A 7,055-nucleotide genomic window follows, 5' to 3' on the forward strand; every position below is an offset into this window, starting at 1 on the left:
CACCGCGCACGCCACCGCGCACGCCACCGCGCACGCCACCGCGCACGCCACCGCGCACGCCACCGCGCACGCCACCGCGCACGCCACCGCGCACGCCACCGCGCACGCCCCCGCGCACGCCACCGCGCACGCCCCCGCGCACGCCACCGCGCACGCCCTCGCGCACGCCCTCGCACACGCCCTCGCACACGCCACCGCTCTCGCGCACGCCCTCGCTCTCGCGCACGCCCTCGCTCTCGCGCACGCCCTCGCTCTCGCGCACGCCCTCGCTCTCGCGCACGCCCTCGCGCACGCCCTCGCCCTCGCGCACGCCCTCGCACACGCATTCGCTCTCGCGCACGCCCTCGCGCACGCCGGAGCCCCGCGCGGAGCTGAGCTCGCGCACGCCTGCCGGGCTCTCGGCCACCGTCCACTGGTCCAGCGGGCGACTCGGGCGGGTGGCGGAGATCACCAGCGGTCGGGATGGCTCGCGGGACCCGTGCCGAGTTGGCGGCTGCTCGCGCGCGGGGGCGAGGCGGGTTCAGCGTTTGAGTTGGGGGGCTGGGGCGCGGGTCTTGGGGGCGGTCGCTCGCAGGGGCGAGTGTCGGGCGCGCCGCGCGGTTGGGGGCGGCTCCGCGGTTGCGGTCGGCTTGCGTGCGGACGCCGCGAGGGGGCGAGCGGCGGTGCAGTTTGCTATCAGGGCGGCGAGGCGGCGCTTGCGGGTCGCTTCCCGCTTGGCGCTCACTACCCAGCGAATGACGGAACGGCGGTAGCTGGGCGGGCTCGCTTCGAAGTGGCTCCAGGCGCGCGGGTCGCTTCGAAAGAGGGCCTCCTCGGCGGGCTCGAGCACGGCTGCTGGCCCCGGCTCGTACGAGTAGACGCCGGTCCGCTCCGGGGTCCGGAGCTCGAACGCGCGGCGCCCAGCGGGGCGCATGCGACCGGCGTCGATCAGCGCGTGGGCCCGCTTCACGTTGACCTCGCTCCAGGTGCTCCCGGGCCGCCGCGGCGTCACTCGGATGGCGTAGCGCTGATCGTCGAGGCTCTTTCGGATACCGTCGATCCAGCCGACGCAGAGCACCTCGTCGACGAGCTCGGGCCAGCTGACCGTAGGCTTGCCGGTCCCCTTCTTGTACAGGCCGACCCAGAGTTCTGCCGCGCTCCGGTGGTGCGTGTCGAGCCAGCGACGGAGCGCTGCGGGGCCGGGGAAGAACGTCGGTTTCGGCGGATTCACTTGGTGAGGCTCCCCGCCGACGCCGACACCGGGGATCGTCCGCTGCGGAGCCTGGAGGACCGCGTGCGCGTTCTCGACGCCACGGGCTCGCTCGTCGGATGCTCGCGCCGCACGCTGGTCGGCGTCCTCACGGCTTTGGGTGCGCCTCGAAGAAGCTCATCACCTCCGCTCCCCAGTCGAAAGCGCTCGGCGGCGGGCAGGCGAAGCTGCACGGCTGGCCCGTCGCGGTGCCCGGATCCTCGCTCCCGGGGAAGCAGTGACCCTTCAGGTCGAGGACCAGGCACGACGTCGTCTGCTCGTAATCGTGGGTGAGGAACTCGAACGGCACCCCCCCCGGGCTGACGTATCGGACCCTCTCGTGGTCGTCGTCGCCTGCGACCTTGGTGCCCGCGTCCAGGCTCCACGCGGCGACTATGGCGTCGCGCAGCGCCAGGGCGCCGTCGAACGGGACCAGCCCGTCCGCCGTCCCGTGCAGAAACAGCGTCGGGACAGTCGCCGCCGGCACGTCGGCGCCCTGGAAGCTGCAACCCTCCGCGAGCGCCGCGGGCGCGACCGACGCGAAGACCCCGGCGTGGGCGCACAGCATCCGCCACGTCATCCCACCGCCCTGCGAGAAGCCAGTGAAGTGCACTCGTTTCGGATCGAGGTGGAAGACCCGCATCGTGCGCTCGAGCATCGCGAACACGGCCCCATCGTCCGCGCCACTGCCGTCCCACGACGAGAGCGGCGGCGCAGGGTCGGCGTTCGGCTGGAGCACGACGTACCCCTTCTCCGCTCCCCGCCTGCGCAGCTCGGTGTTGGCGTCCTGCATCGCCGCGCTCATGCTGAAGCCGTGAACGTCGACGATGAGCCCGCACGCCTCGGTGAAACAGGCCTCTGGCACCGAGAGGTCGAACACGATCGAGTCACACGTGAACACGTGGTGCCCAGGGGTCACGTCCTCCAGGCACGGCTCCGGCGAAGGCGCGGGGTGCTGCCCTCCGGCGCCGCCCGCGCCGCCGCCCGCCCCGCCGCCCGCGCCACCTGAGCCGGCGCCGGCCACGCCGCCGCTGCCGCCCGGCGAGCCTGCACCCCCGTCGTCGTCCGAGCCGCAGCCAGCGATCGCCAGCGTAGCCACCACCGCGGCCGCCATGGCGACCCGAACGGAGGGCGCGTGCAGCGGCGCTCGATGGGCCGGAGCAGCGAGACACGGCGCGGTGCGAGGCGTCATCACCCGAGGCTACGCGTGGGCCTTCGAGCCAGCAACCGCCCAGCGTCCGCTCACGCGCGCCGCCCCCGGCGGCCTCGGTGCCGGGGGGGCGACCCTCCAAGCCAACGCCCGGACCACCTCCAATCCTTCGTGGACGTCGAGGTCGACATGGGTGCGGGTCTTCGGCAGCGGAGTCCGCTGTCGGCGCCGCCCTCGAGCATGAGCGTCGCGCAGGTGTGCCGGAAGAGGTGGCACGCGCCGGTCTTGCCGAGGTCGGCCGCGGCGACGTGGTCGCGCACGAGCTGCGAGCCGCGGTGCGAGGAGATCTCCTCGCCCTCCTGCGTGAGGAAGATCGTACCCGGGTTGGGCGGCGCCACCAGTTGCGGGCGGGCCTCGTTCAGGTAGCGGGCGATCCACGCGATCGCGCGCTCACCGATCGGGACCATCCGGTCCTTCTTGCTCTTGCCCTGGCGCACCATCGGCGTGCCGCGCTCCTGGTCGAGGTCGAAGGCCGTCAGGTGGATGACCTCGAGGCACTCGAGCCGCTGACCGCGATGCTCGGCGACGCGGACCTGCGCGCTCACGAGCTCGTCGCCCCCGACGTCGGCCGCGTCTTCGACGCCGCGGGGGCGCCGAAGCGGCGCGTGCTCCTGCGCGTGTTCAAGGGCGACGGGCGCGGCGCCGACGACCTGCAGGAGGTGGTGCTCTCCGAGAGTCCGCGCGGGAAGCTCGCGGGCCTGCGCGCGTGGAAGGCCGCGAGCGGCGAGAGCCTCGCCTCCGACGCGCCGCTCTTCGCGCGCCAGCGGGGCCTGCGACTCTCGACGCGGCAGCTCCGGCACGCCTTCGGCATCTGGCAGGTGTGCGCCGGATTCGAGCGGCACGTGAGCGCGCGTGCCTTGAGGCACTCGGCCTGCACCAACATCTACGCGAGCACCGAGGACCTCCGGCTCACGCAGCGCTTCGCCCGGCACCGCAGCGTCGTGACGACGATGCTCTACACGCACCCGGCCGACGCGGACCTCGTCCGCGCCGTCGAACAGCTCCGCTGCTGAGGGCTACGGCTCGCTCGTGAGCCCAAGGAAGAGCTCGAGCCCCTGATCGAGCGCGAGGAGCTCGTCCTTCGCGATGCGCCCGAACACGCGTCGGATGCGGCGCTTGTCGACCGACCGCAGCTGATCGGCGAGTGCGTATGAGGTCTTCGTCAGGCCGCTCTTGCCCGGCGACAGTTCCGGGTAGAGTGCGCCCTCGCCCGGCGTGCCGGTGACCGGCACGACCGCGATGAGCGGGAAGCGCTGATCGGCGTTGACCGCCGGATCGCTGACCGCCACGCACGGGCGCGTGCCGCGCTGCTCGTGGCCAACGGTCGGGTCCAGTTCGACGAGGACGACGGTGCCGCGATCGACGATCACGCGGACTCCTCCACCCAGCCTTGGCCCTCGACCCATCGCACCGGCCTTCCAGCGGACTCGTCTACCAAGCCCTCGTCGTCCGCGGGCAGGCTCGCGCCCCAGTCCGCGAGCCCGGTCTCGGCGAGCGCCGCAGCCTCGGGGTGAGGGCTTGCGAGCGACCGGAAGAGTCCCTCTCGCCGACGCCGGACGAGCTCATGCTCCACGGCTTCAGTGATGAAGCGGCTGCGGTTCCGCTCGAAGCGGTCGATGCCCTCGACGAGGTCGATCGGCAGGGTGACGGTGACGCGCTCGGTCGTGGCCATGGTGCCTCCGATATGCTTCAGGATATGATCATACCCGTCCTGGTGCAACCCTGTACCCGGCCGGGCCGGCAACGGCGCGAGTCCATGGACCCCGTCCGCCGCTTGTGGGACGGAGCCGAGCAGCCTGAAAATCTTCAGGGTCGGGCGCGAGATCGACCGCCTCGCCACGGCCGCCCTGCGTGACGCCGCGTGCCGCAAGAAGAAGCCCGTCGATCGCGACGTCGTGACGCGCGTCGGCAGGAATAGTTGTCGCGGAACAGCCGGCGCCGCCGTCGTCGGACGGCGCCGCCGCGATGGCGTCGAGGCCGCGCTCGCACCGATGGCCATCACGCCGCGCACAGGGTGCTCGCCGGCGAGACGCCCATCACCGAGTCGGCGTGCATCGCCGTCAACCAGCCGGCGCGCGCACAGCCGATGCCCGCGTCCGGCGCACGACGGAGCTCAGCCCCGACGTCGCGACGCTGCTCCGCAAGCTGCGCGTCCCGGCCCCGCCGAAGCTGCACGCGGTGACCGCCGTCCCCGATGGGGGAGCCGGCACCGACGGCGCCCAGGGCCGGTCCGAAACCCCGGCCTAGTAACACGAGCTTCGGACCAGACGCAGGGGTGTGTAGCGGACAATATTGGTCATTGTGTACCCAGGAGCGGAGAGCGATTTTCAAAGCCGGGCCCAGCCATGCGCTTGGCGAACGCCACGCGCACGGCGCGCTCCGAAAGGTAGCGCCTTCCGCCTCAGCGGCTGCGGTGATCGCGAGCCTCGGGCCGGCGACCATCGTCGCCCTCCGCTCGGTCTGAGATGAGTCTGTTCCACGCCACCTCTGCAGCTGCGCGAACGTGCTCCACAGGATCGCCTCGGAGGGCGTCTAGCGCGTTCCGCCGGTACGTTTCGTCTGGCGATGCCGCTATCATCTCAATCGCAGCCTGGCGCATGTATGGCTCCGGATCGTTCACATACCGCTCCGCGAGTAACTGAGCGTCGGAGGGACGGATGGCTGCCAGCGACAGGAGCGCGCGTCTTCTTGCGTATGGGTCTTCATCCATCAGGCCGCGCCGAAGCAAACTCTCTGCGCGGGAGCCGGCGCCACTCGCCGCCGCGTAGATCTGCCAACGGCAGTTCGGCGAAGTTGCGCGAGACAGCTGTTGAATAGCGGGCCAACAGTCATCCAAGTTCTCGGTCGCGAAGGAGAGAAGTTCCTCTGTCTCGTGAGAAGCTGCCCAGCACGTAGCTAACGCCGTTACTGTTTCAATCGACAAATCGCCGTGGGTCATCGCCAGGCGCGCGGCACCAATCAGCGCATGCCACTTCGGAAAGTCTGACTCCCAACCCGGTTCGGATCGATCAGCGGTCACGCACCACTGGGACCACTCCTCGGTCAGCACACTCAGGTCGTTCGCGTTCACGTGCGCCGCCCCGGTGCAGCGGGGACTATGTGGGCGCGGTTCTTGACATCGTAGTGAATCCTGCCGCGTGATGTTGGGACTCGGGTCCCGTCTTGCTTCACGTACGTCCCAATCTCCTCGACGAAATCAACCACTTCCTTAGCACCGTGGCGAACTCCCTTCCCGGCCCACTTGTCAAGAAGCGCCTGGGGGTCTGGATGCGTGAACTCGCTTCTGCCTGGGATGAAGTTGTTGTGGCCCGGAGTGTGTTTCCCCTGCCGCCCAGGATGAACGATAGGACCGCCGGTTCCTCTGGATGGCCCCGTCGCCGCCTCTCGCGCCGTCCCCCCCGGAGCGGGCGCGGGCGCCTCCGCCTGCGCAGGTTCCCCGCAGTTGTGCACCAACACCGTCGTGCTGCCCACGAAGTAGTTGTGGTTCTTCTCGACCTCGAGGTTGTAGACCGTCGCCCGCCGCGCCCGCGGCGGGCCCCTTGCCAGCACCGTGGCGAAAGTACCATCCAGTCGATGCAGACGATCGCTCTCGAGGTGGAGCAGGGAGTCAGCGCGGAGCCATCCAACGCCCTCCACCAGGAACGGATGGTCCGTCGTGACCACCAACTGCTCGGAACGCCCCTCGATGTCCTGCACCCAGAGCTCGATCACCTCCACCCCGTGCCGCACGGTCAGCGCCAGTACTCGAGCGGGCTCCACCACACCGTCGTCTCGCATCGAGTGAACGATGTCGCCCTCACGCACCTCCTCGATGGCCACCAGCCCGCCGGGTGTTGCGACCGCTGTGCCCGCCGCAAAGCACGCCGCCTTGGGAGGGGCGCTGCAAGCCGTCCCTTCGCAGTTCGGGCCGCTCACGTCCCGCGGCGGCGATGGCTTCAACGGCGGCGGCACTTCGACCGGCACCGGGGGCTTGGGCGCAGGAGGGGCCTTCCTGAGTCTAGCGGCTGTGCGGAGCGCCTTCGCCCCTCGAAGCACCGCCCTGACAGCGACACCCGCGCCCAAGGTCGCCACTCCGAACACTACGTTCGTCGAGTGCTCCGCAACCGCTGCGTCGTCCAACTCGGGCGAGGACGCGGCTCCCAACGCCATTCCGGTTTGGACGGGCGGCAGGGCTTCTAGCGCGCCCACTCCGAGCGCCGCGGCAGCGTCGGCAATGGCAATCTGCCCCGTCGCCACGCCCTTAGCCGCTTCGTATGCAGCCAGTGGTGCGTGCACGATGTCATCGACGGCCCTGGAGACGCCTTGAATGAATCGGCTCTTGCTGATGTCGTCCGTCCAGTCGAGCCCGACGGCGTCGCCCCTCGAAAGGACCCGCCCACCCACGTACACGTATGCGTTTAAGTCGGCGTCGACTTGGTGAGTTGTCTTCGGATCTGCGCTCACCCACCGCCCCAGCGGCGTGCTCAGGTACCGGAACCCGAAGTACGTCGGCCCGACCTCGACGTCCTCCTCCTTCCCCGTGAAGCCGTAGTCCTCGCGGAAGCCCTTCCACCGCTCCGGGCGGTAGTCGCTCTCCGCGCTGCCGTAAGCCTGGTACGTCGCGCGCTCCACGAGCTC

General features: G+C 70.7%; 9 protein-coding genes. 1 reads left to right on the top strand and 8 read right to left on the bottom strand.

The window, feature by feature from the left end; genetic code table 11:
• From IT371_15370 to IT371_15395, 6 genes are all read right to left on the bottom strand, one after another.
• Window positions 1-451 (bottom strand): hypothetical protein (locus IT371_15370; protein MCC6749039.1); only part of this gene is annotated, 451 nt, incomplete at its 3' end.
• 69 nt (window positions 452-520) lie between these two features.
• Window positions 521-1,210, bottom strand: coding sequence for a YdeI/OmpD-associated family protein (locus tag IT371_15375; protein MCC6749040.1), 690 nt, complete (start codon window positions 1,208-1,210; stop codon window positions 521-523).
• A gap of 127 nt (window positions 1,211-1,337) precedes the next feature.
• Window positions 1,338-2,420 (bottom strand): hypothetical protein, encoded by a 1,083-nt coding sequence (locus IT371_15380; GenBank protein MCC6749041.1) that lies wholly within the window; start codon window positions 2,418-2,420, stop codon window positions 1,338-1,340.
• A 50-nt stretch (window positions 2,421-2,470) separates the two neighbouring features.
• Window positions 2,471-3,256, bottom strand: coding sequence for a tyrosine-type recombinase/integrase (locus IT371_15385; protein MCC6749042.1), 786 nt, complete (start codon window positions 3,254-3,256; stop codon window positions 2,471-2,473).
• Between the two features lie 198 nt (window positions 3,257-3,454).
• Window positions 3,455-3,808, bottom strand: a complete 354-nt coding sequence (locus IT371_15390; protein ID MCC6749043.1) for a type II toxin-antitoxin system PemK/MazF family toxin — start codon at window positions 3,806-3,808, stop codon at window positions 3,455-3,457.
• The gene (locus IT371_15395; GenBank protein MCC6749044.1) at window positions 3,805-4,110 is read right to left on the bottom strand and encodes a hypothetical protein; all 306 of its coding nucleotides are present in this window, start codon (window positions 4,108-4,110) and stop codon (window positions 3,805-3,807) included. Before IT371_15395 ends, IT371_15390 begins: the two co-directional genes overlap by 4 nt.
• A gap of 377 nt (window positions 4,111-4,487) precedes the next feature.
• Between IT371_15395 and IT371_15400 the strand changes: the two genes are divergently transcribed.
• Entirely contained in the window at window positions 4,488-4,685 is a 198-nt protein-coding gene (locus tag IT371_15400; GenBank protein ID MCC6749045.1) for a hypothetical protein, read from the top strand.
• A 154-nt stretch (window positions 4,686-4,839) separates the two neighbouring features.
• On the opposite strand, the gene IT371_15405 is transcribed toward IT371_15400, so the two are convergent.
• On the bottom strand, window positions 4,840-5,508 hold the full coding sequence (locus tag IT371_15405; GenBank protein MCC6749046.1) for a HEAT repeat domain-containing protein: 669 nt from the start codon (window positions 5,506-5,508) through the stop codon (window positions 4,840-4,842).
• Window positions 5,505-7,055: hypothetical protein (locus IT371_15410; GenBank protein MCC6749047.1), on the bottom strand; the 1,551-nt coding region annotated here is incomplete at its 5' end. The genes IT371_15405 and IT371_15410, both read right to left, overlap by 4 nt.

It is taken from the genome of Deltaproteobacteria bacterium, assembly GCA_020848905.1.
Taxonomy (GTDB): Bacteria; Myxococcota_A; Polyangia.

Excerpts from the sequence above, each read along its gene's own strand:
- IT371_15380 (MCC6749041.1), bottom strand. The coding sequence starts at position 2,420 with ATGACGCCTCGCACCGCGCCGTGTCTCGCTGCTCCGGCCCATCGAGCG.
- IT371_15395 (MCC6749044.1), bottom strand. The coding sequence starts at position 4,110 with ATGGCCACGACCGAGCGCGTCACCGTCACCCTGCCGATCGACCTCGTC.